The sequence below is a fragment of the Microcoleus sp. M2_D5 genome (genome assembly GCF_036701935.1).
Classification (GTDB): domain Bacteria; phylum Cyanobacteriota; class Cyanobacteriia; order Cyanobacteriales; family Microcoleaceae; genus Microcoleus.
On sequence record NZ_JAUBRP010000002.1, the window covers coordinates 114,246 to 139,670 of the forward strand.

Annotated in this window: 25 protein-coding genes; 4 read left to right on the forward strand and 21 right to left on the reverse strand. The window is 46.8% G+C overall.

What is annotated here, in order from left to right:
* Positions 1-77: 77 nt before the first annotated feature.
* From uvrC to QUA50_RS01360, 13 genes are all read right to left on the reverse strand, one after another.
* Positions 78-2,117 carry an excinuclease ABC subunit UvrC gene (gene uvrC, locus QUA50_RS01300; protein ID WP_333258650.1) on the reverse strand — a complete coding sequence of 680 codons (2,040 nt, stop codon included), beginning with the start codon at positions 2,115-2,117 and terminating at the stop codon, positions 78-80.
* 116 nt (positions 2,118-2,233) lie between these two features.
* The gene (locus QUA50_RS01305) at positions 2,234-2,986 is read right to left on the reverse strand and encodes an amino acid ABC transporter ATP-binding protein (protein WP_333258652.1); all 753 of its coding nucleotides are present in this window, start codon (positions 2,984-2,986) and stop codon (positions 2,234-2,236) included.
* 51 nt (positions 2,987-3,037) lie between these two features.
* A complete protein-coding gene (locus QUA50_RS01310; RefSeq protein WP_333258654.1) occupies positions 3,038-4,237 on the reverse strand; it encodes an amino acid ABC transporter permease in 1,200 nt (399 codons plus the stop codon).
* A 52-nt stretch (positions 4,238-4,289) separates the two neighbouring features.
* Positions 4,290-4,859, reverse strand: coding sequence for a hypothetical protein (locus QUA50_RS01315; protein ID WP_333258656.1), 570 nt, complete (start codon positions 4,857-4,859; stop codon positions 4,290-4,292).
* 48 nt (positions 4,860-4,907) lie between these two features.
* Entirely contained in the window at positions 4,908-6,122 is a 1,215-nt protein-coding gene (locus tag QUA50_RS01320; RefSeq protein WP_333258658.1) for an ABC transporter permease subunit, read from the reverse strand.
* Between the two features lie 229 nt (positions 6,123-6,351).
* The gene (locus QUA50_RS01325) at positions 6,352-7,437 is read right to left on the reverse strand and encodes an amino acid ABC transporter substrate-binding protein (protein WP_333258660.1); all 1,086 of its coding nucleotides are present in this window, start codon (positions 7,435-7,437) and stop codon (positions 6,352-6,354) included.
* A 318-nt stretch (positions 7,438-7,755) separates the two neighbouring features.
* On the reverse strand, positions 7,756-7,983 hold the full coding sequence (locus QUA50_RS01330) for a hypothetical protein (RefSeq protein ID WP_015178453.1): 228 nt from the start codon (positions 7,981-7,983) through the stop codon (positions 7,756-7,758).
* Between the two features lie 466 nt (positions 7,984-8,449).
* On the reverse strand, positions 8,450-13,552 hold the full coding sequence (locus tag QUA50_RS01335) for a PAS domain S-box protein (protein WP_333258662.1): 5,103 nt from the start codon (positions 13,550-13,552) through the stop codon (positions 8,450-8,452).
* Positions 13,553-13,754: 202 nt separating this feature from the next.
* Positions 13,755-14,156 (reverse strand): fasciclin domain-containing protein, encoded by a 402-nt coding sequence (locus tag QUA50_RS01340; protein ID WP_333058034.1) that lies wholly within the window; start codon positions 14,154-14,156, stop codon positions 13,755-13,757.
* Positions 14,157-14,456: 300 nt separating this feature from the next.
* The gene (locus QUA50_RS01345) at positions 14,457-14,825 is read right to left on the reverse strand and encodes a hypothetical protein (RefSeq protein WP_333258664.1); all 369 of its coding nucleotides are present in this window, start codon (positions 14,823-14,825) and stop codon (positions 14,457-14,459) included.
* A gap of 1 nt (position 14,826) precedes the next feature.
* Positions 14,827-15,189, reverse strand: coding sequence for a hypothetical protein (locus tag QUA50_RS01350; RefSeq protein ID WP_333058032.1), 363 nt, complete (start codon positions 15,187-15,189; stop codon positions 14,827-14,829).
* Positions 15,190-15,386: 197 nt separating this feature from the next.
* Positions 15,387-15,827 carry an Hsp20/alpha crystallin family protein gene (locus QUA50_RS01355; RefSeq protein WP_333058031.1) on the reverse strand — a complete coding sequence of 147 codons (441 nt, stop codon included), beginning with the start codon at positions 15,825-15,827 and terminating at the stop codon, positions 15,387-15,389.
* Between the two features lie 253 nt (positions 15,828-16,080).
* Entirely contained in the window at positions 16,081-16,368 is a 288-nt protein-coding gene (locus QUA50_RS01360; RefSeq protein ID WP_333058030.1) for a hypothetical protein, read from the reverse strand.
* A 186-nt stretch (positions 16,369-16,554) separates the two neighbouring features.
* On the opposite strand from QUA50_RS01360, the gene QUA50_RS01365 reads away from it, so the two are divergent.
* The 3 genes from QUA50_RS01365 (at position 16,555) to QUA50_RS01375 (ending at position 19,195) form a co-directional block, all read left to right on the forward strand.
* Positions 16,555-17,349, forward strand: coding sequence for an MlaE family lipid ABC transporter permease subunit (locus QUA50_RS01365; RefSeq protein WP_333058029.1), 795 nt, complete (start codon positions 16,555-16,557; stop codon positions 17,347-17,349).
* Positions 17,350-17,412: 63 nt separating this feature from the next.
* Entirely contained in the window at positions 17,413-17,805 is a 393-nt protein-coding gene (locus QUA50_RS01370) for a DUF3119 family protein (RefSeq protein WP_333058028.1), read from the forward strand.
* 58 nt (positions 17,806-17,863) lie between these two features.
* The gene (locus tag QUA50_RS01375) at positions 17,864-19,195 is read left to right on the forward strand and encodes a DUF3086 domain-containing protein (protein WP_333058027.1); all 1,332 of its coding nucleotides are present in this window, start codon (positions 17,864-17,866) and stop codon (positions 19,193-19,195) included.
* Here the strand turns inward: QUA50_RS01375 and QUA50_RS01380 are convergent.
* Positions 19,182-19,430, reverse strand: a complete 249-nt coding sequence (locus QUA50_RS01380; RefSeq protein WP_333058026.1) for a hypothetical protein — start codon at positions 19,428-19,430, stop codon at positions 19,182-19,184. The two genes, QUA50_RS01375 and QUA50_RS01380, sit on opposite strands and share 14 nt — an antisense overlap.
* A gap of 8 nt (positions 19,431-19,438) precedes the next feature.
* Here QUA50_RS01380 and plsY point away from each other — a divergent pair, with 8 nt between their 5' ends.
* Entirely contained in the window at positions 19,439-20,119 is a 681-nt protein-coding gene (gene plsY, locus QUA50_RS01385) for a glycerol-3-phosphate 1-O-acyltransferase PlsY (RefSeq protein ID WP_333058025.1), read from the forward strand.
* A 22-nt stretch (positions 20,120-20,141) separates the two neighbouring features.
* Here plsY and QUA50_RS01390 read toward each other — a convergent pair whose 3' ends face one another.
* From QUA50_RS01390 to QUA50_RS01420, 7 genes are all read right to left on the reverse strand, one after another.
* Positions 20,142-20,729 (reverse strand): Uma2 family endonuclease, encoded by a 588-nt coding sequence (locus tag QUA50_RS01390; RefSeq protein WP_333058024.1) that lies wholly within the window; start codon positions 20,727-20,729, stop codon positions 20,142-20,144.
* 11 nt (positions 20,730-20,740) lie between these two features.
* Positions 20,741-21,586, reverse strand: a complete 846-nt coding sequence (gene proC / locus QUA50_RS01395; RefSeq protein ID WP_333258668.1) for a pyrroline-5-carboxylate reductase — start codon at positions 21,584-21,586, stop codon at positions 20,741-20,743.
* Between the two features lie 292 nt (positions 21,587-21,878).
* The gene (locus QUA50_RS01400; protein ID WP_333058022.1) at positions 21,879-22,493 is read right to left on the reverse strand and encodes a cell division protein SepF; all 615 of its coding nucleotides are present in this window, start codon (positions 22,491-22,493) and stop codon (positions 21,879-21,881) included.
* A gap of 117 nt (positions 22,494-22,610) precedes the next feature.
* A complete protein-coding gene (locus tag QUA50_RS01405) occupies positions 22,611-23,276 on the reverse strand; it encodes a YggS family pyridoxal phosphate-dependent enzyme (RefSeq protein WP_333258670.1) in 666 nt (221 codons plus the stop codon).
* Positions 23,277-23,348: 72 nt separating this feature from the next.
* The gene (pipX, locus tag QUA50_RS01410) at positions 23,349-23,618 is read right to left on the reverse strand and encodes a transcriptional coactivator PipX (RefSeq protein ID WP_333258672.1); all 270 of its coding nucleotides are present in this window, start codon (positions 23,616-23,618) and stop codon (positions 23,349-23,351) included.
* A 42-nt stretch (positions 23,619-23,660) separates the two neighbouring features.
* Positions 23,661-24,119, reverse strand: coding sequence for a holo-ACP synthase (gene acpS, locus QUA50_RS01415; protein ID WP_333258674.1), 459 nt, complete (start codon positions 24,117-24,119; stop codon positions 23,661-23,663).
* Positions 24,120-24,302: 183 nt separating this feature from the next.
* The gene (locus QUA50_RS01420) at positions 24,303-25,298 is read right to left on the reverse strand and encodes an energy-coupling factor transporter transmembrane protein EcfT (protein ID WP_333258676.1); all 996 of its coding nucleotides are present in this window, start codon (positions 25,296-25,298) and stop codon (positions 24,303-24,305) included.
* Between the last annotated feature and the right edge of the window lie 127 nt (positions 25,299-25,425).

Here is a 25,425-nt window from a genome sequence, read left to right on the forward strand (position 1 = left end):
CACTGGCTGAATCGGGACTTGCGGCCCGATCGCCCTCCTCGCGCCTACAATCCCCGTCTCCGATGCTGCGTAAGACTTTACGGATGGAAATAATCGTAAATTTGCTGCGCCAGACGCGGGCCAATCCCAGAAACTTCTGCCAACTGTTCGGGAGTCGCTAAACGCAGGTAGTCGATCGACCGAAAATGTGCCAACAATTGTTTTTGTCGGTGGTGTCCCAATCCGGGAATTTCATCAAGGCGCGATCGCTTCATTCTCTCGCTTCTGCGATCGCGGTGAAAACTCACAGCAAATCTGTGCGCCTCATCCCGCACCCGGCGCAATAATTGTACCCCAGGCTGCTCAGAATTAGTTGGCAGCGGCAAAGATTCCCCCGGCAAAAATATCTCCTCTCGCTGCTTTGCCAAACTGACAACGCGCAACTCTTCTAGCAAATTCATTTCCCGCAAAACAGCCACAACTGCTGAAAGTTGACCTTTGCCGCCGTCTATCATAATTAAGTCTGGTTTGTCGGAAATATTATGAGAAACAGAGGATAAATTGCTGAGTTTTTCCGGTTCTTCTAACTCGCTAAATCCATCTTCCATCTTTCCTCTTTCTTCTTCCTTCAATCCTCGGAATCGGCGACCGATCACTTCTGCTAAACTAGCAAAATCATCAGAATGACCCGATTTAATTTCAGGATTTTTAATTTTGTAATGGCGGTAGTGTTGATTGGCAGGCAAACCGTCAATAAATACGACGCGGGAAGCTACGGCGTCAGAACCTTGAATGTGAGAAATATCGTAACCTTCAATGCGGCGAGGAACTTCAGGCAAATCGAGAATTTCTGCTAAATCTTCCATTGCTTGAGAATTGCGATCGCTCAATCTTTGCATTCTCGCCAATTCATACTCAGCGTTGCGTTCCACCATCTCAATCAACTCTGCCTTAGTTTGTCGCTGCGGCGTCAAAATCGTAACTTTTCGCCCCTTACGATTGCTCAACCAATCTGCTAATATTTCCCCTTCTGGCAATTCGTACTGCACTGAAATTTCGCTGGGAATTTCTACAGATTCGACATTTTGATAGTGTTCTTCCAACACCCGCTGCAAAATCGCTCCGGCCTCTACCCCCCCTCGTTCTCCCCCAAGGCTTGCAGGGGAGGCAAGAGAAAGTTGAGATAACTCTTCCCCCCCCGATTGTAGGGGCGGTGCCCCCGTGCCCGCCCTGAGTTGGGAGGGTATTTCCGCCATAAATCCCAACCTTCCGACCAGTTGACCGGCGCGAATTTGGAACAATTGGACGCAAGCGTGCTGGGTGTCTGCTGCAAGTGCGATCGCATCTCTGGAAACCGTATCATCGGGCAAAGAGACTTTTTGACCCGCACTCAAAGACTGCAAACCCTTAATTTGATCGCGAATGCGCGCCGCCGTTTCAAAGTTTAAATCTTCGGCTGCCTCTTCCATTTGGGGCTCTAAAATATCTAGTAATTCCTGAGTTCTTCCCTGGAAAATCATCGCTACTTTTTGGATGATTTTTCGGTATTCCTCCGGCGAAGTTAACCCTTGACAAACGCCAACGCAGCGCCCGATGTCGTAGTTCAAACAGGGACGGTCTTTAAACAGCGGTTGAGGGCGCTGCCGCAGGGGAAAAATCCGCTTAATTAAATGCAGCGTACTCCGCAGTGCCCCTGTATCGACGTAAGGGCCGTAATAGCGGTCTTTGGCACTTCCTGCGCGGCGTTTGCGGGTGATAAAAATGCGCGGGTATTCCTCCGACCAAGTTATGCACAAATAAGGATATTTTTTATCATCTTTGAGGAGGACATTAAAGTAAGGTTGGTGCTGTTTTACGAGGTTTGCTTCTAAGGCTAAAGCTTCTGCTTCGGTGTCGGTGGCGATGAATTCAATTTCGCGCACTTGCTGCACCATCATCGCGATGCGGGGACTGAGATTTTGGCTTTCGCGGAAGTAGGAACGGACGCGGTTTCGGAGTTTTTTGGATTTGCCGATGTAAAGGATGCGATCGCTCTCGTCTCGCATTAAATATACACCAGGAACCGCCGGAATTTCTTTGAGGCGACTTTCTAGACGTTCCGAGTCTTTAACTAACGGCAGAGTTTTTGTGGATGGCATTGCAAGCTATCTCAGCAAAATAGAGACTGGTTGTAGACTCTTTTATTTTAGCTTAATTGTGCGGATTTTTACGGCTGCTACCGTTGCAAAACCCACCGATTAAACTTGAAAATCAGTTACAATATCTGAGATAAAAACTTGCGGGTGCGTTCTTCCTTCGGATTCTGAAAAAACTCTTCCGGCTTGGCTTCTTCCACTAAAACGCCGCCATCCATCAATACAATGCGATCGGCAACTTCGCGCGCAAACCCGACTTCGTGAGTCACCACTACCATTGTAATTCCTGTTTGAGCTAAATTTCGCATTACATCTAAAACTTCCCGCACCATCTCCGGGTCTAATGCTGATGTCGGTTCATCAAACAGCATGATTTTAGGCTGCATGGCTAGAGAACGTGCAATAGCGACCCGCTGCTGTTGTCCGCCAGACAACTGTCCGGGATATTTTTTTGCTTGTTCCAAAATTCCTACTCTTTCTAAGAGTTGCATCGCCACTTCTTCGGCTTTTTTCTTCGGCCAGCGGCGCACCCATACTGGTGCTAGCATGACATTTTGCAAGACGGATAAGTGGGGAAACAGGTTGAATTGCTGAAACACCATTCCTACTTCGCGGCGAATTGTCTCGATGTTGCGTAAGTCGTGGGAAAGTTCGATTCCGTCGATCGTAATTTTACCTTGTTGGTATTCTTCTAATGCGTTGAATGTGCGAATAAATGTCGATTTTCCCGAACCGGATGGCCCCATCACGACCACGACTTCGCCACGGTTGACGGTCATGCTGACGCCGCGCAGTACGTGAAATTGTCCGTACCATTTGTGGACGTTTTCTGCTACGATTACTTTTTCTGGAATTGTGGGTTGAGTTTCCATACTTTTGGGTTTTTAAACCGCTGATGAACGCGGATGAACGCAGATATTTTTTTACCTTTGGCATACTTCTAAGGTTCGCTCTATTTTGCGGCTTGCTAGGGACATTGAGTAGCAAAATATCCAATAAATGATGCCGATGAATAGGTAAACTTCGGCGTATCTGCCGATATAGGATGGATTTGCTAAAACTGCGCGGGATATGCCTACTAATTCTAACATTCCGAATAGAGATAGCAGGGATGTATCCATGAATAATCCGATGAATTGACCGCCGATCGCCGGAATGACTGTTCGCAGTGCTTGAGGCAGTACAATTAGAATTGTGAGTAGGGGTGTATTGAGTCCGATCGACCTCGCTGCTTCTATTTGTCCCCTGGGCACGGCCTGCAAGCCACCGCGCACGTTTTCTGCCAAGTATGCCGCACTAAATAAGGTTAATCCCGCAATGGCTCTAATCACTCTATCCAATTTCGGATATTCGGGCGGCAAAAAGAGTTGCAGCATTACTTGACCTAAAAACAAAATGCCAATTAATGGTAAACCGCGAATAATTTCAATATATAATGTTGATAACAGTCTTACAACTGGCAAAGAACTTTGTCTGCCGAGTGCTAGCAATACTCCCAAAGGAAAGGAAAGCACAATACTAATAACTGCTAAAAACAGTGTCAATACTAAACCGCCCCAATCATTTGTTGACACTTCTGTCAAACCTAACCCGCCTTTAATTAACCACAAAATTATGGGGAAGGAAAGAGCCCAAATTGCAGGCATCCAACTCATTATTTTAGGGTTAATTTGTCTCCCCGCCCAATAGCTAGCAGCCGCTACAATAATATTGGCTAGCAGGTAAAAACGAGAGGTTAGGTCGATCGGCGAAATGACCGCACCCACAACCGCAGCACCGAGTATAATTAGTAAAGGCGGATTCCAAAGACGTTCTTGCCGCTGAATGTTTCCCCAAGTTAATCCTCCCAACAAGGCAATGATGGCCGTTACTATCCACAGCCGCCAGTAGGATTCGCGGGGAAATCTGCCGGCAAAAAATAGCGGCAAGTTGGCTTCTAATACACGCCATTGAGCTTTTGTTGTTGCCCAAACGATAATTCCTTTAATAGTTTGGAAGGCGATAATTAGGCAAACTACTGTCAGAATGCTGTTGTACCAGGTACTAAATAAATTTTTGCGCGCCCAATTCCAAGGGGTAGGCGATTCGGTGGCTGGGGGCGGTAATATGGGGAGAGTTTCCATTTTATTTGTTGGTTATTAATTATTAATTATTAATTGCACTGGCTAAAATACCTTAAATTTTATTAACCTCGGTGAGGTAATACTCGGTCAAATCTATTTCAATTACTTGATTTTTCAATCGGAGAAATTTCCAGATAGTTCCGCTAGTGACAGCGCCATAAATTGCCGGAATATCGTTGCCTTCACGTTCATTAAATATTCTAGCGCCTAGCATTTCTGCTACGCACTGTCCCAATTCACTATTGAGATTTTCCGGTTTTGCTTCTACAATTATAATGACTGGTGCAACAACTAACAAAAGTCCTGATGAACTGCCAATTAGAAAATCGCAACTACCGTCTAAGCCTCTTTCGGAGTCAACATTAAAGTCAATACCGGAAAATAAGCTAATTCGATTTTGTAATTGTTCTCTAAGTTCAATTAAAATTGGCGCTGTAATCATTTCAGCGCGGGATTTCTGGGTGTTACTTGCCAGACATAAAGGTACACTGCGCTTGAGAGTTTCTGCTAGTAGTTGGCTGCATTCTAAGTAGGGTTCTTTGCCAAACAAATCGGCGACTTCCGAATACTTTAATTCAAATGTTTTGACTGCGACCTCTAAACTAAAATCACTGTACGCCATTTTTCTATTTCCTTTGACCGCCGTTGTAAAATATCCAACATTAACTATTTACCTTTCCTTGATTTGTACGGTTTTATTGTACCAATTCATGAACAGAGAAACTATTAAACTAATTGTTAAGTATGTTACCATGATAATTAACATTGCTTCGATCGCCCTTCCGGTCTGATTCAAGGTCGGAGAACCCACCACAAAATAAACGTCGGGATAAGCAACCGCAACCGCTAAACTCGAATTCTTCGCTAAATTCAGATATTGGCTGGTTAAAGGCGGCACAATCACCCGCAAAGCTTGCGGCAAAATTACCATCCGCATCATTGTTCCAGACTTCAGCCCTAAAGACTTTCCGGCTTCCCACTGGCCTCTCGATACTGACTGAATTCCGGCGCGGACAATTTCGGCAATGTAACTGCCAGTATACAAGCTGAGTCCTGTCACTAAGGCTGCGAATTCAGGAGTTAATTTTAATCCTCCTTCGAGTTGCAAGGCTGGTGTCAGGCGGGGGAAATCTAGACGAAAAGGGAGATTTTTGGTGATAATAAAAGCTAAGATTGCACTCAGCCCGATCGCACCTACAGCCCAAAACAACTGTCTTCCCGGCTTAGCTTCTTCCAGCATCACCCGCGCCCGCCACATCCACAGCCCGGCCGCCGCCAAAACTCCGACAGTTAGCAAAATCACCCAAATCTCAAAACCAGGCAAAGCCACAGGCCAAGGTACAGCAATGCCGCGATTTGTCAAGTAAATCGGCCCCCTCATCTGCCGATTGTCTTCAAGTTTGGGCAGGGAAATGAAAACTGCAAAATACCAGAAAAACAATTGCAGCAATAACGGCGTATTTCGCAGAATTTCTACGTACAAACCAGCCAAATTCCGCAGCAGCCAATTGTCGGAAAGGCGCGCAATTCCTACCGTCAAACCCGCAACTGTTGCGAAAACAATGCCGATACCCATCACCCGCAGCGAGTTGATTAAACCGACAACATAAGCTTGTCTGTAACTGTTTTCGGGACTGTAGGGAATCACGCTTTCGCCGATGTCAAAGGATGCTTGGGAATTGAGAAAATCAAATCCAAATGCAATCCCCAGTTGCGAGTAATTGGCACTGAGATTGTCCCAAAGAATGGCGATAACAACTATTACTAAAACTAGGGCGATCGCCTGTACGGCTATTTTCCAGAAGCGATCGTCCCGCAGCAGTTTTGATATATCTTTAATTTTGGACAATTTCTGGGATTTGCCCGGTTGAGGTTCTGTATTCATAATTTAAATTATTAGCGCAATTACAAATCCAGTCGCATCAAGACTAAAGAAACCGGGTTTTTTCCTGAATACGAGTGACTCCGACGCAGGATTTTGGTAAAAAACCCGGTTTCTGACTATCCCTAAGACTAAAGAAACCGGGTTTTTTCCTGAATACAAGTGACTCCGACGCAGGATTTTGGTAAAAAACCCGGTTTCTCAAAGGAAGTGCGTGTAAGTCCTGATGAAATTAACGGAATGGCGGCGAGTAAAGCAAACCGCCATCTTTCCAGAGTTTGTTTTGACCCCGTTCTAACTTGAGTGTACTTTTGGGGCCGAGGTTGCGATCGTACATTTCCCCGTAATTCCCCACTTTCTTCACAACGCGGACTACGTAGTCGTTCGGGAGTCCCAAACCTTTACCTAAATCTCCTTCTGTTCCTAGCAAACGTTTGACGTTCGGATCTGTAGTGCTTGCCACTATTTTGTCTACATTTCCTGAATTAATTCCCAAATCTTCAGCTTCAATCGCCGCAAAAACGATCCATCTCACCGCGTCAGACCATTTAGGATCGCCGCTTTTCACGGCTGGGGCTAAGGGTTCTTTTGACATCACGATCGGCAAAACAACATTATTCTCGGAATTCGGCAAAGTTGTCCGCTTAGAAACAAGTTGCGATCGATCGGCAGTAACACCTTGACAGCGACCTTCTTGATAGGTAGCAAAGGTAGCATTCACATCTTCAAACACCACAGGAGTGTATTTAACTCCTAATTTTCGCATTTGGTCGGACAAATTTTGTTCCGTGCTCGTACCTGTTTGCACGCAGATAGATTTGCCCGCAAAATCTTTTAAACTTTTGATGCCGCTGTCTTTTTTGACCATGATGCTTTGAGAGTCATAAAAGATCACCGGGGCAAATTCCAGTCCGGTAGTGCTGTCGCGACTCGCGGTGTAGGTGGTATTTCGGCTGAGAATGTCGATTTCTCCGGCCTGCAAAACTGTAAATCTATCTTTAGCATTCAGTTTTCGGTACTCGACTTTTTCGGGATCGTCAAATATTGCCGCCGCGACAGCCCTGCACACATCCACATCCAATCCCGAATATTTGCCTTTTTCGTCTACAAAGCTAAAACCCGGCAGTTCGCCGCTGATGCCGCAAATCAGTTTGCCGCGGCTGATAATTGTATCTATCCGGCTGGAACCTTGTTGCGAGTTGCCGCCTGCTGCTGTTGTTGCTGTTGTTTGTCCGGTTTGTGCCGATCGATCCCTACAAGACGCCAACGGTGCCACAAACAACACACTTGCTAGTAGCAGAAATCCCCATTTACGCATAAATTTTAATAGAACGCTTTCCTGACAATCCTACCTTGTAGCTGTCAGAACTGTGGCGATCGGCTATCTACAAAGGTTCCGGTTTCAAATTAGCCGTTCTGCATCCGGTTCTGCACAGCGGCAACTGCCCTGACTACCCGCCTGTTTTTTTTTGAGCAAGCTGGGCTCCCAAAGTTAGAAACCCGGTTTCTGGCTGGAGGTGTGGTCGTCAAACCTCAGATTTATCCCTGAAACCCGGTTTCTTTTCTGCTATTTCTGCCCAGCGCGAGCGTTCGTCGCCCTTCCCTGGAATATTTATCCGATTTTGATTGAATCCGCTCACAGTAGCTCTGGTGCCAGCCGCTGCTCAGCTAAATCGCGGATTAGGGACAGCCGAGACTGGATGTATTCGTCCAACAAATCTGCTTCTTTGCCATTAAGCGCAGAGTTGGTCTTTAACTGTTTCAGCAGCCACTGTACCAGGGTGGCATCGTCCAAATTGACTAACAGAGTAGCTTGGGTGGTCTCAATTAATGACCAAAGTTGGCGTAACATGACTGGAGTCATAAAACCTCGTTGAGCGTAAATACGCACTTAATGGGCGGGCATAGCGAAAAGCTGGTCTTGGTGTCTCAAGCCGATAGACGAAAAGCACCCTCTGAGCCATCGGCTTAATGATTATTTTATATTTGACCACAATAACTTAATACAGTAGTGTCATAAGTTACAACACACAAGATGTTATAAGAGTTCCCAATTCCTTCACATTGAGATAAATATCTTGATAAAAAATTAAAAATCTTTACACGCGATCGATCGCGGGGGCTGCCAAGAGCCGTCAATCGATTGCGCGATTTTAGATTTTAGATTTTAGATTTTAGATTTTAGAATTAACCCCACGGATAAATAGGTTCGGCAAGTTTCATCGGATACAGGTTTTTTATTTCTGGACGGATCGATCGCGTAGCGGGTATCCTGGATGCGGGAATTGTCAGGGATCGGGATCCACGGGCCCGGTGCACAATAAAATTGACTACTCAGTAGCCACCAACTTTTCAACCCCCGCCAGAATTATTTCTAATTCAGCGATGATTTTTGTAGCCCCCTCCAAATCATTTGATTCGGCCAGACTTTCAAGCCGATCTGCCAGATCGGGCATTAACCGCACCGCCGCCGTCGCGCTGACACCTTTAATTTGATGAGCGTGGCGCGCCAGTGTCTCCATATCTCCAGAGGCGATCGCCCCCTTAGCAGCCTCTAAATAACTACCAGTATCCACCACGAAAGTTTGCAGTATTTCCCGCTCAAACTCTAAATCAGCGCCCGAAATTTCGTGCAAACGTGCCATATCGACTACCGATTCGATATCTGGCTCAGAGTTTTGAAGTTCCTCGCCATTAAACTTGCCAGTTTCAATTTTTAGCTTGGCAGACCAATTTTCTAGTACCGATTTTAACTTTTCGAGCGAAATAGGTTTGCTAATATAATCGTCCATGCCCGCCGCCAGACACTTTTCCCGATCGCCCTTCAAAGCATTCGCCGTCATCGCAATCACCACCGTCTTTTGATGCGGTTCCATCTTCCCAGCAGCATCTGCCGCTTCCAGGCGGCGCAATTCCCGCGTTGCTTCGTAACCGTCCAAAACCGGCATCTGACAGTCCATCAACACAATGTCATACTTTTTCAGAGCAACCATAGATAGCGCCTCTGCACCGTTATTCGCGACATCCGCAGTGCATCCTAAAACTCTGAGTTGATTGAGACCAACTTTTTGATTGATTGGAGTATCTTCAACCAACAAAATCTTTAAACTTGCTAACTCCCGGTTGTCAATAGCTGAGGCTCGCTTGGAAGTTGGATTTGCCACCGGCTCATCAATCTGCGTACTCGGGGCGATCGCATTCGCCAAGCAATCAAATAGTCGGTGAGCTTTAACGGGTTTAGTTAAATACCCGCTAAAACCGCTATCTACCAAGCGTTTCGCCTCTGCAAGCTGATTCATTGAAGTCAGCACCACCCAATGCGTCTGCTGCATTGCCGGCTCAGAAATCCTCAAGCGTTCGAGATTTCCCGCCACCATTTCCGGCAACTGAATATCAACCAAAACGATATCGTAAGGGGAATTAAGGCTGACAGCTTTGTACAGAGATGCGATCGTCATCCAACCGTTCTCAACCTCCTCAACCTCCATTCCCCACAAAACAGCCATTCTCACTAGCACTTTTCGCACTGTCGGCTTGTCGCTGGCCACTAACATTTTTCGCCCCGCCAGCACCGTTTCTAAATTCACTTCGCACGCTGTCCCCACAGCAGTTAAATTTTCCTTAACTGTCGGCACCGTAAACCAAAAAGTCGAGCCTTTGCCAGGGGTACTTTCCACACCGATTTGCCCGCCCATCAACTCCACCAACTCCTTAGAAATAGCCAGCCCCAAACCTGTACCGCCGTATTTTCTTGTCGTAGAGGCATCAACTTGAGTAAAAGATTGAAACAGCTTTTTTTTGTCTTCGGGAGCAATCCCAATTCCTGTATCTTTCACTTTAAACAGCAGGAGCATCGACTCATTGTTTTCTATTTTTAACGGTTCGATATTCTCTAAAATTCTCTGATTTTCGCTGGCTGCCAATAACCCAGGATCGCTAGCATTAGCAACCTCAATTACCACTTCTCCTGCTTCTGTAAACTTAATAGCATTGTTGATCAAATTAGTGAGTATTTGCCGCAACCGCGCTGCATCACCTTTAATTTGCAGCGGCACGTCACTGTCAATCAGTGCCACCACTTCTATACCTTTTTCTTGTGCGGGAGTTGCCAACAAATCCAGCACTTCATTCATACAGATACTGAGGTTAAATTCTAGTATTTCTAAGCGCATTTCTCCGGCTTCCAGTTTGGAGAGATCCAGAATATCGTTAATGATGGAGAGCAAATTTTGACCGCTGAGTTTCAGCGTCTGTACAAAGTCAAGCTGTTCGGGAGTAAGATTCGTTTTCAGCAGTAAATCAGTCATCCCCATCACTCCATTCATCGGAGTACGGATTTCGTGACTCATATTTGCTAAAAATAGCGACTTCATTCGAGACGCTTCTAGGGCTGCTTCTCGGGCCTGCTGCGCTTGTTCAAAAAGAGTAGATTGCTGAATGGCGATCGCCAACTGCACGCTCAACCTTCCTAGCAAATCCATCTCAGAATCAGTCCAAACACGCGGAGCGCTGCACTGATGGGCAATCAGCAATCCCCACAACCGATTTTGGCTCGTTTCCAAACTCCTTCCCGGCAGTTCACTTCGAGTTTCCGGCGAATATTCTGCTGCCAACCCCTGACTTTCATCGCCTATAAAAATTGGTACAACTAAATTTGCCCTTACCTGCAAACTAGCAAGTAAATCTCGGTGTTCATCGCTCAAATTCGCCGTATAAATATCTGCCATTGCTTGAATTGTTTCTGCACTGTACAGCCATACATAACTTTCTCCAAAGGATGTTCTTTTAACTTTTCTGCCCAGCAGAGGCATCCAATCATCCCCTACAGATTCCACCACCACAAGCGCTGTTTCTTCGGAATCAAAACGATAAATTACCGTGCGGTCATTTGCCAGCAACTGCCGCACTTCTTGTACAGCAGTGCTCAGAGTTTGAGTCAGGTTGAGAGACTGCCGGACTCGCTGGGCGATCGCCGAAACCAGGCGTTCTTGTTCTGCTTGTTCCCGCAGCATTCTCTCAGCTTGCTTGCGTTCGGTGACATCGCGAATTACCGCAGCAAAGCACAGCGGTTCGGTGGTTTGAGGGTGCTTGACCAGAAAAGCATTCATCACAACATCAATGGGCTGTCCGGTGGCCAAGTGCTGCATTTGACCTTCGCCTTGCCACTGACCGTGACTGATAATTGTTGGTAAAATCTCTTGACTGAATTTCTGTTGAAAATTGAACCCAATATAATCCCATATCTCCGTATAAAGCACTGGCGAAAGATTCTCTACACCCACCAGTTTTCGTCCGGCTTCGTTGACAAACAGCGTTTTGCCTTTCAGGGTAGCCATACTGATAAAATCGCTGCTGTTTTCAATCAGCGACACAAATTTTTGCCGTTCTTCTTCTCCTTTTTTGCGTTCGGTAATGTCGCGCTTGACGCAGACGTGACAAATTACATCGTTGGCGTTGTTAATCACAGAGTATGCCGCAACGTCGATCGCCAGCGTCTGCCCTTTTTTAGTCGAGTTAGTAATTTCGCCCCGAAAACTTCCAGTTTTCGCTAAACTTTGGGCAATTGCCAAAAAGCGCTCCCCCGCAACCAGGGGCGACGCTTCTGCTTCTAATTCCGCGTCTGTGTATCCTAGAAGCGTTTGGTGAGCGAGATTTTGTTCGAGGAAAAACCCGTCAGCATCGATAATGACGATCGCATCGTTGGAGTTTAAAAATATTTCTCGGTAAAGTTTGAGTTTTTCCTCAGCTCGCTTGCGTTCGCTGATGTCCCTTTTGACATTTACGTAGCAAACTACATCCCCAGCATCATTTAAAACCGCAAAAGCCGAAACCTCCACCTCAACTGTTCCTTCTTCCACAGCCTTAATACAGGTCATTTCGCCTCGGTAACTCCCTGTTTCTGCCAAGCTTTGCATTACCGAGGCAAATCCCTGTTCTCCCATGTGAGTTGCAGGCGTTTTTCCCCACAATTTAGACGAACTGTAGCCCAGCAAAGCCGTGTGAGCTTGATTTGTTTCTAAGTAATAGCCTTGAGGGTCTAAGATCGCGATCGCATCGTTGGATTTCAAAAATATTTGTTGATAAAGTTGCAGCTTCCGTTCAGCTTGTTTCCGGGCGCTAATATCCGTGAACAAGCCGTAGTAAACTATCTCCCCCGATGCTTGAAATTCTGGCTGGGAAGCTCCTTGCACCCATTTAAGTTTTCCTGACGGAGTGACAATTCTTCCTTCCCACCGCCAAGGCTGCAAATTTTCAGCAGAAAGCGTCACCGAGTTGAGAAAATCATCTCGATCTTCGGAATGAATCATGTCAACAATTACATGAAAATCCTGCTGAGCAGCCTCTGGTTCTATTTCATACAATTCTCGGCAGCCCGCGCTCACAAACGAGAAGGCCATCGAGCCGTCTGGATGCAAGTCAATTTGATATACCGTACCGGGTACGCTAGCAGTAATTTTTTGCAGTTTGGCTTGGCTTTGATTCCTGGCTTCATCGGTGGCCTGCAATTGGCCAATCTCTCTAGAAAAACCCAAAACCCCAAATATATTACCCTCTGCATCGCACAGCGGCAATTTTTGCGTGTCAAAGACGTGCTGTTTGCCACCTGCAAAAACGATCGCCTGGTACGGATTGCGAACCCTCTCCCCAGCCAGCACAGCTCGATCTTCCTCGCGGATGCCCCTAATTTTGCCGTGGCGATCGCCAAATACTAATTCGGCACAAAACCCTAATTCAATATCATCTTTGCCGATAATTTCCTCAACATTTTTCCCCACATATTCAGCAAAGCTTTGATTGACAAAAATGTATCTAAAATTTCTATCTTTCGCAAAAACTCTGTCCGCCGCAGCATCCATTACTGCCCGCAATAAGAGTTCTTGACTTGCCGAATCCAGAGCAATTTCTTTTTGAATTTTATCCTTGACAATGGTTGTTTTAGCTGCTAATATAGTTAAGTTGTTTGCACAAATTTGAGCGACTGTGTGGAGCAAACAAAGGTGTTCCAAATTAAAAGCAGTTGCCGGCTCTGCACCAATGAAAAATACTCCCAACAATTCTTCACTTTCATCCAGGTTGGCTGGTGCCATCAAGACCGACTGAAACTGAGCAATTGGTGGCGGAGCGATGTTGTGCGCCCAGTCCCGATTGCCGGCGAGCCATTCAGCGCCAGCAGCCTGCAAGCGTCCTTCAATTTCGGATTTGGCGCTAGCAGTTAAGGGCTGTGAGTTTTCCAGGTATAGTCGATCGTCCGGTGGCGTCAAAAGGGCGATCGCCGCGCCAGGAATGAGGCGATCGAGATATGCCAGACACGCAGACCAAATTTCATCAGCACTGAGACTGGTTTGAACTTTTGCAGTAAGTTCGTTGAGAACTTGCAGTTCCAAGGTACGCTGGCGGACTTGTGCTTTGAGGCTGGCGGCTAGGATTTGCATAGTGCTCACCACGCTGGTTTGCTTATATTATAATTATTGATTTTTTAAATTTTTCAAACAATCATCTTAAAATACATCCGCCGAAAAGACAACTTTTTGATATTGAAATTACCTTCAACCGATAAATAAAAAGCGTGCGATGGGAGCAAATCGGCACCGCAAAGCACCAGGTTCGCTCCCGCAGCGAGATTTAACAGCGAAATTATCCCATTAAAATCACGTTATCGATGACGTGGATGACGCCGTTGTCTGCTTCGATATCCGCAGCAACAACTGTAGCATTTTTCACCTCAAAACCGTCCGAACAATCAATTTTAATCGGCGAACCTTCCAAGGAAGTAACAAAACCGACTTTTGCCAAATCAGCCTTCATAAACTTCCCCGATACCACGTGAAACATCAAAATCCTGGTTAGTTGGGGAACGTTCTGCACTAGGGTTGTGATAGTTCCCGGCGGCAATTTCGCAAAAGCATCGTCAGTGGGTGCAAAGACAGTAAAAGGGCCTGGACTTTTGAGCGCGTCTACTAAATTAGCTACTTGCACCGCCGTTACCAGGGTTTGAAACGAACCCGCACCTACGGCAATATCAACAATATCAGGCATTGTGTTTTACCTCATCTGGGAAAAAGTTCTATTAAGTATCGTAAACTGATTTGGTTACTGGTTATATCAAATCTGTTATAGCAAGCCTAAATCATTTGTGAATTTCTTACTCCCTCCCCTTGATAAGGGGAGGGTTGGGGTGGGGTAAAAAGTTGACGACTCCTGCAAGGATGGCTATAGGATCGGAATAATTCATCTCTCTTATCTCCCTCTGTGTTCTCTGCGTTCTCTGCGGTTAAATCATTCCAATGCAACCGGAAACCATATTATTGGTTATTTGTACAATACTGCTGGCGTACCCTATGCCAAAACCTCTGTTTCTAAATCTGCTCTTGGTGAGTTAAAATTATCTCCTTTGTGAATGCTAAAACTGCCGTACAGAAGAGAAATTTCAAAAATATCTGTATGAATCAAAGCTGCTTTCCGGTGCGCGTTTTCACCCAAATGAATGCCAATCAAATCAGCTTCAGGATCTGTGACATCTTCAGGATGGAACACCTCCCAACTGATGTCTCGGCAGTCATGAAATACTATGCTATAAGGGAATCGATCGCCTGTCGGATCGTAAATACATTCAAATAAAATTTCATTCCCCCACAAAGACACATTGACATTTGCGATCAGGGATGTAAGTCCACCTAAATTAAGCAAGTTGTAGTCATCGGGCATATTAATTACTCACTTTTTCTCCAGTATTGTGCGTCCCAGGAATCTTATTGCCAAATTCATCGCGTGTTTTGACCAAGCTGCCATCTTTGTCAAGACGCAAACCTTTGTTTATTTTTCGGCCATCTGAACCGTATCTGGGAGGTGGGGTGCGTACAACTTCACCATCAGGACGGATATTGACTCGCGAACGATCGGCAAATTCGTATTCAAGATAACCCCCTTCAGTAGTTCTGATTTCTGCACCCAATCCGCGCAAAAAGTCATCGACTTCTTGGCGAGTCATCCCGGTTAAGTCTCCAAATTCAGATGCAATTCCATTACCTCCAACTCCCTGACTCGGCACGCAAGTCTCCTCACCAACCATTGCTTATTGGAGTTTAGCACAGTTATAAACTGGGAAAAAGAAAGTTCGGCAACGAGCAATGTACGGGATGTAACGGATAAATGGAAGAAGGAAGATGGCAGAATTATTCCTCAAACTCACAATTACCAATTACCAATTACCAAAACAAAGAGGGCGCATACCGCACGCCCTCTCAGCAATTAGCCAAAAATTATTTATTAGCCGATTTGAACTTTAACCACGCGGTTCTTTTCCGCTTCCGCTTTGGGCAAATTCAGGTGCAAAACTCCATTTTTGTACTCAGCTTCTACGCTGTCATTTTGAACCCGTGCGGGTAGGGGAATCACCCGGCGGAACGAACCGTAACGGAACTCAGAGCGAGTCATGCCTTTATCTTCACTCTTAGTTTCCAGACGGCGTTCGCCGCTAATAGCAACAGCTTCTGCGGTTACTTGTACGTCCAAATCCTTAGCTTCCATGCCCGGAACTTCTAATTTAAGGTGGATGGCTTCGGGAGTTTCATCGAGTTCGGCGGGGGGTACAAAAGCAACACCGTTAGATGCGCGATCGGTTGCCGGTGTCAAGCTATCAAACAACCGATTCATTTCTCGTTGCAAGGAGTCCATTTCCCGCAAAGGTTCCCAACGAATAAGTGCCATAACTAATACCTCGACTATCTGAAGTTTTTATGGTTGAGAAACACTTGACTCAACCTGTATTTAATATATTCCAGCTCCCGAAACTGGGGGATTCGGTTTTCCGCAAAAAGGCCGATCGCATTTCCGAACATTCGCGATCGGTATTGTAAAATCATCAAAAGGGGCGGGTATCCGATCCAACCCGAACCCAGCAATTTTAGATTTTAGATTCGATCGAGGAATTCCCATCTAAAATCTAAAATCGAAGGTTCGATTAACTCCACCGCGAATGCTGATAAGAAGCGTAGGTATCAAACAAAGCACCCACCAAACCAAAAGTTAGACCGATGACGAAAAAACCCTGGAGGGGACAGCCGCTGCCGAAAGTAGCTAAGAACTGCAAAATCAGCTCTTCTCCAGAACGACCAACTCCTTGGAGAGCAGGCACGAAGCCAATCAGCGAAAAGCTAGTCAATCCCCCGCCGATTAACAATAAGGGGGCGACAAAGCTCAACAGGCCCGTCAACAGTACAGAGCGAAGAAAATTGGGAAAAATGCTCATAAGAGTCAGTAAATTCAGCTAAACTGCCGAAAGGTGCAAGCAAACAAAACTTGTCCTTTTCTACGATAGGCAGCGATCGCCCTCCGTGGCCAGTTCTGTCAGAAATCTTAAATGTTATAGAAAAAACTTGTTTAAGATTTGTAGATAGATTTCATTTTTGGCAGTTGTTCTACACTCGAAATCCCCTTGAGCACCACTACATCTTCCAGCCTCAGTTTGTGGAGTCGGCGGTTGCTGGCAGCAGCTTTATTGGGCGGCCAAGTCATGCTGCACTTGCTGAAGGGCAAAATTCACCGTCGCAACACCATCGACCAAATGGCAGCAGTCGGCCCGGAATCTCTGCTGATTGCTTTGCTGACTGCGGGTTTTGTCGGCATGGTATTTACTATTCAGGTAGCGAGGGAGTTTATTAACCTCGGGGCCGGCAATGTCGTAGGTGGCGTTTTGGCTTTGTCTTTGACTCGCGAGCTCGGCCCCGTCTTAACAGCGGTAATCGTGACGGGACGGGTAGGTTCGGCTTTTGCGGCGGAAATCGGCACGATGCAGGTAACAGAACAGATAGATGCCCTGCTGATGCTCAAAACAGACCCGATCGACTATTTAGTAATTCCCCGCGTCATTGCTTGCTGCTTGATGCTGCCAATTTTAACCATCATGTGTCTCGTCACGGGCATCCTCGGCGGACTGCTGATTGCTACGACGATGTACGGCATCTCTCAAAACGTGTTTTTAGAATCAGTCCGCAATTTCCTGAGTTTGTGGGATATTTGCAGCGCGGCAATTAAGGCTTTTGTATTCGGTGGTTTGATTGCTGTAATCGGCACTAGCTGGGGCTTGACCACCACCGGCGGGGCAAAAGGCGTCGGCCAATCGACTACCACAGCGGTGGTGACGGCTTTACTGGCTATTTTTATCTTTAACTTTTTGATGACATGGCTGATGTTTCAGGGCACGGGCTCTAGCGTACTCAAAGGCCTGTAAGCTAAGAAACGGATAAAATATGAATAATTGGCAACATTAGTTTACTACCCTTGATTTAAACCCGTGACTACAACAGCCTCTTCGACTGCGCCGACAAGTACGATCGAACTCGCCCCGAGTTATGCGATTCCCCTAGTCCTGGTACTGGCGGCCGTACCGCTACTGTTCGTGCAGAAGTGGGTGAGTTTGCCACTTTCTGTGTTCGGCTTGTTTTTGATGTACCAAGCCGCCACCATCCGGCTACAATTTACCCCAACAGATTTGGACATTTATCGATCGTCCAACTTAATCCGCCGCTTTCCTTACCGAGAATGGCAAAATTGGCGGATATTTTGGCCCGCTGTGCCGATTTTGTTCTATTTCAAAGAAATTAACAGCATTCACTTTCTGCCGGTTCTGTTCGATCGTAAAATGCTACAGACCTGCTTAGAACAGCGCTGTCCCCGTCAAGACTAAAAAAGTTGTTAATTTTTAATTTTTAACTTTTCCGTGCCCACGCCGAACAAAATTTCCCATGAATTCAGACGAATCTCCAACCCAAGAACCGCAACCACAACCAGCCACCCCAAGCGGTGACGGCGAAGTCGATTTACCCGTGAATGAGACGGAGTACCAAGTTCTATCTCAAACACAAGATTTGTGGATCGACGAAAATGAACTGCCCGCCCAACTCCCGGCAGAAACAGACCCGCCGCTGGACGAGGAAGATGCCGAAATTGCCCAATTCGTGGACGAAGCAGGCGCAATCGCCCAAATTGCGCCCAACACCGACGAGGCCGAATCAGAAAGTCCGATCGCTCAAATCGAGATTCCCACAGACTCCCAGCCAACAGCAACCGCAGAAATGGTAACGCCCATCCCAGAAAATGTTACCGAACAGTTGACAGAGAGAATCAAAGAATTGCAGCAGCAAGAACAAGCTTTGACTGAAAAAATTGCCGCCTTGGAAGCCGACAAAGCCAATGCTATAGAAGCGTTGGGCGCGGCTCAAACATCGATCGGGCGTTTGGTACAAGACGGCTTGATTCAACTAGATCAGCGCAAACAAGCGCTACAAATCGAAGTAGAAAAACTAGAACGCCGGCGCGATCGAATTCAGAAGGAAATGCGAACCACTTTTGCCGGCGTTTCCCAAGATTTAGCAATTCGAGTCCAGGGTTTCAAAGACTATTTAGTAGGCAGTTTGCAGGATTTGGCCGCTACCGCCGAACTCTTAGATTTGACACCGCCGACGCAAGAGACACCACAGCGAACTGCTGCTGAGGAGTCTCAATCCTCAGCACCGGTAAATCCCAAATTTGCCGAACAGGGATTTCAAGAACAAGCCAAACAAATTCGCCGCACCCTCGATCAATATCGCACTGTCCCCGACTACTACGGCCCGCCTTGGCAACTCCGCCGCACTTTTGAACCCATCCACGCGGAACGAGTTTCTAACTGGTTTTTCACCCAAGGAGGAAGGGGCGCTTTGCGGACTATGGGTTCGCGCTTGCAAAATATCTTGATTACTTCGACAATTATTTCTGTACTCAGAAGCGTCTACGGCGGACGGGTGCGGACTTTGGTGCTCGCCAACAGTCCCGAACGTTTGGGAGAGTGGCGCCGGGGTTTGCAGGACTGTTTGGGCATTACTCGCAGCGATTTTGGCCCGGAAAGGGGGATTATTATGTTTGAGTCTGCGGAAGCTTTGGCTCAAAAAGCCGATCGACTGGTGAAAGATGGCAAATTGCCCCTAATTGTCATTGATGAAACTGAGGATTTAATTAGTTTGTCAATCCTGCAATTTCCGTTATGGTTGGCCTTTGCTGCCGATCCGCAAACTTTGACGACTGCTAAGGATTTTTGAGTAAGTCCGGGCGAATATAATTCGCTGCTATACAAACTTTCGTCCGCCTGCGTGGACTGAAGAAACTCAGAGGGAAATTGACCGGAATTGGTTGTTCCTTCTTCTTCCTTCTTCCTTCTTCCTTCTTCCTTCTTCCTTCTTCTTCCTTCTTCCTTCTTCTGCCTTCTGCCTTCTGCCTTCTGCCTTCTGCCTTCTGCCTTCTGCCTTCTTCCTTCTGCTGTACACGAAATCTCAAATAAAAAAATGGCTAGCTGGATAATTTTAAATGGCGCACTGTTAATAGCAGCTTATCTGCTTGGTTCGATTCCGACTGGGTACGCCTTGGGGAAATGGATGCTGGGAATTGATATTCGAGAGGTTGGTTCGGGTTCGACTGGTGCGACTAATGTACTGAGGACTTTGGGCAAAGGGCCGGGGTTGGGGGTGTTGTTGGTGGATGTGTTGAAGGGGGTAAGTGCGATCGTCCTAATTCGCTATATTTACTCTCTCACTTTTACCAGCCAGCTAGCAACCGCCGCCGGTTTAGAAAATATTGCAACTGTCCTCCCTTGGATGGCAACTTTGGCGGGTTTCTCGGCTGTTTTGGGCCACAGCAAATCAATCTGGCTGGGGTTTACGGGGGGTAAATCTGTGGCTACGAGTTTGGGAGTTTTGCTTGGTTTGTACTGGCCCGTTGGTTTGGGAACTTTCGGAATTTTTGGAATCGTGTTTGCGGTGTCGCGAATTGTTTCTTTAAGTTCGATTATCGGGGCAATTAGCGTGGCTGGATTGATGTTTGCTTTACATCAGCCCCTGGCTTATGTATTGTTTGGCATTGCGGGCGGTGTGTTTGTAATTGTGCGGCACCGCAGCAATATTCAGCGGCTTTTGAATGGTACGGAACCAAGGATTGGGCAGAAATTGGAAACAGCAGCTAGCGATTGATCTGAAACAGCCTGACACCTTTTCAATTATTTCCCATAACGGGCCCTAGTTCCAACACAAATCCGGGCAAAATATCTTCCCCTGACAGCGTAACAGGGGACTGCAATATTTCTATTTCTCGATCGATCCTATAAATCTCCACACTCCGCGTTTGCGGGTCAATCAACCACCCCAAACAAACGCCATTTTCCCGATATTCCTGCATTTTCTCTCGCGTTTCTCGGATAGAATCAGTGGGCGAGCACAATTCCACTACAAAATCAGGACACAGTGGCGGAAATTTTCTTTTTTGTTCGGGAGTTAAAGCTTCCCATCTTTCGCGTTTTATCCAAGAAGCATCGGGAGAACGAGTTGCACCGTTTGGGAGTCTAAAACAGGTGGAAGAGTCAAAAGCAATTCCTAGATTCGGATTTTGGCGACTCCAAGCTTGCAATTGATAGGATAAATCCATATTACGGTTTCCAGTTTCTCCTCCCGTTGGTGGAACCATCAGCAGTTCTCCTTTTGCATTCCGTTCAAATTTATAATCGGGGTGATGTTGGCACAGTTCGTAAAACTGATCGTCTGTCAACTTGATCCACGGACTTAAATCTAATTTTAAAGTCAGCATGGCACTAACACCTATTTACCTAATTCTTGAGAACGCAAACAAGCTGCTTTCACGGCTTCGATTAGGGCAGAACGAAAGCCGCTACTCTCTAATTTAGCAATTCCGGCAATAGTTGTGCCGCCGGGACTCGTAACTCGATCTTTCAATTCTGCTGGGTGCATTCCCGTTTCTTGCAATAGTTTCGCCGTACCGAAGACTGTTTGCAAAGCTAATTGAGAGGCGATCGCCCGTGGCAAGCCAGCACAAACTCCGCCATCTGTCAAGGCCTCTATCAAAATTGCTACATAACCAGGGCCGGAACCCGAAAGCCCAGTCACCGCATCCAGCATACTCTCAGGTACTTCTACCACTTCTCCCACGGCCCCAAAGATGCGCTTTACCAATTCTAAATCAGCCGGTTGAACAAGTTTTCCAGGGGCGATCGCGCTCATTCCCGCTCCTACCGTTGCCGGAGTATTAGGCATCACCCGCAGCACTCCCCGCCCCGGAAAAGCCGGTTCGAGCTTGCTGAGCGGCACTCCTGCCAAAATCGACACTACTAGCGCTTCTGGCTGGGAATTAGCCGTTTCTCCATTATTTCCTTGTTTGCGATCGGCCGCCACCGCCAACTCCAAAGCTACCGTATCAAAAACTTGCGGTTTAATTGCCAAAAACAGCACTTCTGTAGCCGCAGCAACTTCTAGATTGCTGGCTGTTGTTCCAATCCCGTATTTGTTAGCCAAAAACTCGCGGCGCTTTACCCCAGGCTCGCTCACCAATATTTCTGAAGGCAAATAAACTTTTTGTGCAATTAAGCGGGATAAGAGAGCTTCTCCCATTACCCCGCCGCCGATCGTACCAAATTTTATGTTAGTCATTAGTCATTAGTCATTAGTCATTAGTCTACAGTCCTACCTTGTAGGGTGCGTCGCCCGCAACAATTTACAAGTTCGATCGAAAATTTGAAAGCGACGCACCTTACTATTTTATGCTAGTCATCAGTCATTAATTATTAGTTGCCATTAGTTATCAGTTCACCGCATTAGCTAATAGTTAACCGCCCAGAACTTGCAGAATACAAAATTAAGGAGCTGGCTAGTTAAAAGCTTACTGGCTAATAACTAAAGACTCAAGACAGATGACTAATGACTAATAACTACTAACTACTGACTACTGAGCGATGGTAGCTTGTTCTGCCGGCCAGACTGTCGGTGCAGGAGCAGCAGCACGAGGGCGTCCCTGAGCAGGAGGCACTTCGTGAACCACACCAGACTGAGTTCTCACCTGCACGCAGCTAGGCGTAAACAAGAAAATACTTTCGCCAATTCGCTCTTGATGACCGTCAAGGGCATAAGTACCGCCCGCCACAAAGTCCACAGCTCTTTGCGCTTGGTCTGGGTCCATCACCGTCAGGTTCAAAACCACAGACTTCCGTTCCTTAAGGGCTCGAATTGCTGCCGGCATCTCTTCAAAAGTGCGCGGCTCCATTACTACTACTTCCGAAATCCCGTTCATAGCTCCAGGCATTCCAATCACGTTATTCATTACTGACCCTACTCCCCCGGTTGGTGCAACTACATCCATACCTGTCGATCCTACTACTGACCGCTCTCGCATTCTACGATTTTGACGACGTTCTTCTTCCGCTGCGACTGCCGCGGGGTTGGGTTCAGGCGCTTGGTAGAAGTTCTGATAGCGCTCCCCTTCCGTTTCGTCGTACACGTCATCGTACTCAGGCTCATTGTTGATCCCTACAAAATCTCGCAGTTTAGAAAAAATATTCATGATTCACGCTCCTTTACGACTTTGCTGCCCCGACTATACTCGCGTTGCGCGTTAGTCGCGGGTGGCTGACTATTCTATATTTAACCCAAATTGTCTTTATCAGAAGATTTCAATTATTTATCCCCTCCTAGAGCCAAATAAGGTTTGTCCTAGCCGTACCATAGTAGCACCTGCTTGAATTGCCAAATGATAATCTCCCGACATCCCCATCGAGAGCTGCTGCATTTGAATGCAGGGCAAATTTTTCTGCTGAATTTTGTCAGCAAGTTCGCGGGTGCTGTTAAATAATTCTAGGATTTGCGAGTCATTTAACCCCAATGGGGGTATTGTCATCAAACCTTGAATTTTGATATGCTGACATTTGTTGAGTTCTGGAAGGTCGGTCAGCAGTTCAGGAACACTCCAGCCGTATTTGTCCGGGTCGGGCAACATTTTGACTTGCAGGCAGACTTGGGGAGAGCAGGACATTTCCCCCGCCAAGCGCGAAAGTCGCTGAGCGATTTTTAAATTGTCGAGAGAGTGAATCCACTGGAAATGCTCTAGGGCCTTGGCGGCTTTGTTGGCTTGCAAGTGCCCGATCAAGTGCCAGTTGATATCCGGCAAATCTTGCAGTTGGTTTTGTTTTTCGGCAGTCTCTTGAACCTTACTCTCGCCAAAATCCCGGATGCCGGCGTCGTATGCTTGGCGGATAGCATCAGTCGGTACCTGTTTGGTAACGGCAATTAACCGCACTGATTCCGGCAAGTGTTGGCGAATGCTGTTAATTCGAGAGGCTATGGTCATGGGTGCTCAACGCTCTTGACTGGAGGGAAGGAAAATTAAGACTGTTACCAATTATCAAATTACTGATTTTCGTTATTGAAACGTGCGCTGGTGAATGGTCTGCAATTGGTCGTACTCGTGATACAGACCGCTGCGACGCAGGGTTCGCAGGCGAATTTCGACCATGAGGCGAGCGTCGGAGCGGCTGATTGGTTCAAATCTCAGCCCGCCTGGGCCGTTTGTCACCAAAAAAAACAGGCGCTGGGCGTATAGGGTGGTAAATAATTCTTGGCTGTCTTCAACCTGGGATACCCTGAAGAGGAGGCCAAAGTTTGGATGATTCAGGTAAGTTTCGGTAGTCATTCACACTCACAATCTATCAATTTTAGATTAAAGATTTAGATTTTAGATTTTAGTTTCGCTCGATCGCCCGACGGCGTTGTTTGACGGCGGGGTACAAAGGGCGATCGCCGTAGCCGTGCAATAGTCTCCGTCGTGGCTGAGGCTTAATTGCCACTGGCAATTTCCCCAAACAGAGGCTCGTGCTGCCGCGGTTCCGTGCAGTTGCACATTGGGAGCACCGTTTTCGGAGCGCCGAATTTCCACATCTGCATACCGTATTCCCCGCCATCCCGTGCCTAGAGCTTTGACAACGGCTTCTTTTGCTGCCCAGCGCCCCGCTAGTTGGTTGCAGGAAACTCGATTCATTTTACCTTTAATGCTGCTGTGTTGAGAATTTTGTTGTCCGCAATCCCTTTGTTCGGCGGGCGTGTAAACTTTTTCGAGGAAGCGATCGCCAAAGCGGTCTAATGCGGCTTGAATGCGCGGAACATATACGATATCTGTCCCAAGATAGATGTTCAAGGTCTTGGTTCTCTAAATATTTGTCTCCATTACTTTAGCAGGACTGTCGCGCACCAGACAAAACTGACTCAAATCTAGACCCGTGCTCCAAACGACGAGCTTCATCAGTCATTCCCAATTCTTCAATCTCAAATCTAATCAATCAATCTAAAATCTAAAATCTAAAATCTAAAATCTAAAATCTCAACTGTCCCACCCCCAAACGAAGCGGGCGCTCCAGAGGACGAGCAAGCAGCCGAGGGCGATCCAGTCTCGGATTTTCAATTGCAACTGGTGCCATTCTACACGGTGTCGATCGGGACTGGTGAAGCCGCGAACTTTCATGGCGCTGGCTATTTGTTCAGCTCGCAGGAGCAAGTTTTCCAACAGTCGCTCGGCTATCATCAACCACACTTGAGCGGCGCTGCGAAATCCGAGTTTTTTCCAGTTTATCGCTCTAGTTCTGACCGATCGCACTAAATTTTGTATTTCTTCCAATACTAGGGGAATGAATCGCAAAGATAAAGTTAATGTTAAGGCTATTTCGGTAACAGGCCAGTTCAAGCGGCGCAGGGGCTGCATTAAGTTTTCAATCGCGGCGGTGATTTCTTCGCTGGCTGTGGTAAGGAGGTAGAGGTTGGTGCTGTAAATTACTGTGAAAAATAGGGTGCTGACGTTGATAGCTAAATCTAGGGATTTGCGAGTGATTTTAATCGGGCCTTGTTTGAATACAACGTAACGGTAGTTTGTGGGTTGGGGGAGTTGATTTGGGCTTTGGGCTTTGGGATTGGGGATTGGGGAGTTTGAGCCTAAGTTAAAAGATTGATACCAGGGTTTGGGCTTTTGAGGAGGTGCAAGGGTTGCCGGCTGTTGGGAAAAGGTTAATTCGTCGGCGGGGATGCGGGGCTGGTGTTCGGCGGGGAGTCCGTCGGGGGCGATCGCGCTGAGGCCAAATACTAATAAGCAGAATAGCAGCAGCAGTCCCATTTGCTGTTTCCACACGCGCAGGGGAATTGCTGCTGTTAGTGTGAGTACGATTAACATTCCTACTAGCATCAACCGCCAGATGGGATTGGCGAGTATGGGCGCAATCAGAAATGTCATCAACCAAGCTAATTTGACGCGGGAGTCTAGCCTGTGAAGCCAGGTTACTGGTTGTTCTAGGTAAAGTCCTATGGGGAGCGATCGAAGTAAATCCATCTTTTAGATTTTAGATTTTAGATTTTAGATTTTAGATTGATTGATTGAGGGATTGATTGATTGAGGGATTGATTGATTGAGGGATTGATTGATTGAGGGATTGATTGATTGAGGGATTGATTGATTG